Below are 3,366 nucleotides of genomic sequence, written 5' to 3'. Positions count from 1 at the left end.
GCTTAAGCCTCCTTTTATTTTATTATTTGATGTGATAACGAATACCTGTATAGAACATTCTACCCGTAATTGGTCCCCACAATAAGTTCGTGTCAAAATATTGCCCGAACGGTTGATCAAACGCTAAGATAGGATCTTTTTGAAATTTGTTCGTTAGGTTCTCTCCGCCTACATAAATGGTGAAATTCTTATCTGCACCAAAGCTTTTGCTGATTTGTGCATTCATTGTTATGTATGCATTCGAATAATTTGCCAGCTGATATGCTGAAGGGTTAGCTGATGTAGAAGGCAATCTTTTCGGACCAACAGTATTGAATGTATAATCAAAACTCCAACCACTATGTAGGTTGTAGGCCAAATTTACAAAACCTCTGTGTTTGGCTGTAAGTGGTTTTTGTAATTTTCCATCCTTATAATCAGTTTGCACATCCAATAATCTGTAGGCCATGCGGGCTTCAAAGTGAGGAGCTGGCATGAATCGGAATTCAGCTTGCAAACTATTTGAATACGACTTACCATCCAAATTATAAATCGAAACGGTACGAGGATTTTCCCAATCAATCACGACTTGATTTTGGAAGTTATTATGAAATAATTCAACGGAAACTCCAGATTCACGTCCGAATAATTGGAAATTTTGATCAATGGTAATTCCTGTATTCCACGATACTTCAGGTCTTAACCCATAAGCATCTTGGTTGTTTTTTAAGGCAGCATAATCTAATGTACGTGACGAAGCCAAAATGCTCATATTTTCTGCAAAAATATTCGCGGTACGTTGCCCTCTTCCTGTACTGAATCGAATAGTATTACCTGTAAAAGGATTATATCTTGCCACCAATCGCGGTGTGGTAAACCAGCCGTACAGCGAATTATAATCTTCGCGTAATCCTAATACCATATCAAAATTTTCAGAAGGACTGAATGTATATTCAGCAAATAATCCTGATACAGTTTCTATTCTATCAAAATTGTTTGATTCGATATCCTCTTTGTATTTATCATAAGTCATTGAAGCTCCTACCTTATACTTATGAGTTACAGAGCCAATGATGTCTTGAAATATCAAATTCGCGTATCCATTAGTTTGTTCGCTATTGTAATTACGAAGGCCGAAATAGCTGTCTTGTTTGTAATTGGAGGCGGATAATTGTAAACCAATGCTTCTTAATCTGTTCTGCGGAAAAACATACCCAATTTTAGCAAAACCTTCAATTCGTTCATTGTCAAATCCTAATCCATAGATGTCAGTTTTACCTTTATCTCTACTCTTATCGAAGTTCACTTGGCCACCAGTACGGTCATCTTTTAGATATTTTATGCCGAATTGAGCTATAGTACCTTTTCCATTTTCATAATGCCATCTATTAATACCAGAGAACAAATTTCCAACGGGAATATCTCGGAAGCCATTATCACTGAAATTCATGTTTTTATTGTACATGAAATTATCATGCAATAATAGTCCTACTGACCAGTGATCATTAATTTTTTGCGCTAAATTTAAATTAACATCGGTTCGACCCATATTATTAGCATAAGCATTGAAAAATAGTCTCTCAGAATTATGCGGTTTTTTCAATTCCACATTGATTTGACCAGCCATATTTTCATATCCATTCACCACGGAACCAATACCTTTACTGATATCAATGGATTCTATCCAAGTTCCTGCAATACTGTTTAAGCCCAGCGGAGTAGCAAATCCACGAGGACCAGGAAGATTTTCCACTGTCAATTGCGTATAAATCCCACTCAAACCTAACAATTGAATTTGTTTACTTCCAGTTACAGCATCATTGCTTACAACGTCAACAGAAACTGTTGTCTCGAAACTTTCACTTAAATCACAACACGCTGCTTTGAATAATTCTTGAGCTGTAAGAATTTCGGCTCTATTAGCCGAAAGAGCATTAATATAACTTGATTTTTTGCGACGAGATACGACTACTTCTGAGAGCACATTATTTTGAGCATGAACCACTAAAACTTCATGCAAATTTTTTACTTCAATCGTATCAGGCTGCATTCCAGCATAAGAAAATACAAGGTGTTTATTCCCTTTATCGTGTTTGATTTTGAATACCCCATTTTCATTAGAGGTAACCTGTGCTTTTGGTCCTTCTAACCATTTTACGTTCACATTAGAGATAGGGGTCAATGATGCTTTATTGTCCTCATTTACTACTACACCAGTTATAATATGTTCATGGTTATGATCCTCTTCATGGTTATCAGTCCCGTTCTCTTTGGCATGAGCATCGTGATCGTGGTCATGATCATCGTCACCATTATGTTCGTGCGTGGTGTGATTTTCTCCCATGCGTTCATATTCACAACATTCATGTAATTTATTATATACCTCATCCGGAGCCTGGAATAAAGGTGTATCATGGCCTGCTTGCGCAATAGCTTGTTGAATAGAAGCTAGCTTTACTTTACTAAAATTATATTTTACAGTAATTTTATGGTCTTCGATGTTCCATATGGCACTCTCGACACCAGTAAGTTTAGCGGCTTTTTCAATTCTAGATTTACACATTCCACAATTTCCAGAAACTTCAAAAGTAGCTGTACTATCGGTTTGGGCAAATATGTTGGTAGTTAGCACTGTAAAAAGTGCGATAAAAATCAACTTTATATAAAGTTTCATATGTGTTTTCTATTATTAAGTCAATAAAATTATAAGCTCAACCTGAATGGTTGATATTAAAACTATTAAATAATAGAAAATCCTAAATTCTAAAAATACAGTTTTGGATGTATATAGGTGGTGAAGAATCCGTACTAGAATATAAATAATCTATATTTTGCGGATGATTTATATCAGCAGTAGGAGTTATAATGTTTACAATCCACAATAAAGGGATTATTGCTGGAGAAATTTGCGTAAATAATATTTGATTGGCATTAAAGTTCTTGTCCGTTAATTGGTCAATCTTTAATATAGAATCTGAGCATTCACCTTCGCAGTGATCATCTTTTTCGTGATCGGATTTATGATGCTTCTCGCAAAAAGGACAACTTTTTGTGTCGACCTTTTCGTAGAGACTTAGCAAGGTTGCATCTTTACATTTGTGCAAATAAATGTTTCCACCTAATGATACAAAGGTGAACATTAAACACACAAAATAAACTAGTAGTCTCATTTCTACAAACTTAATAAAAATTAAAATAATTTCTTTATTTCATTTGCAAAATTTATATATTAGGATTAATGAAACCGATGAATTATGATACACTTATTTGATGATCCAACTGTAGCTGTAATGGGCATGTTAGGGCTAGGAATAGCTGGTTTTGCGCTTGTTAAAGTCTACTCTAAAGTAATTTCGAAATTACATTAGATTTAAAAAACGAATAAAA

At 34.8% G+C, this 3,366-nt stretch carries 1 protein-coding gene; it reads right to left on the bottom strand.

Features of this window, described 5'->3' with window-relative positions:
- Nucleotides 1-22: 22 nt before the first annotated feature.
- Nucleotides 23-2,653, bottom strand: a complete 2,631-nt coding sequence (locus G5B32_RS16695; RefSeq protein WP_165292630.1) for a carboxypeptidase-like regulatory domain-containing protein — start codon at nucleotides 2,651-2,653, stop codon at nucleotides 23-25.
- Nucleotides 2,654-3,366 lie beyond the last annotated feature (713 nt).

It is taken from the genome of Sphingobacterium sp. SGL-16 (assembly GCF_011043515.1).
GTDB lineage: Bacteria > Bacteroidota > Bacteroidia > Sphingobacteriales > Sphingobacteriaceae > Sphingobacterium > Sphingobacterium litopenaei.
Note: the sequence above shows the minus strand (reverse complement) of the source record. Positions and strands in the feature narration are given on the sequence as shown.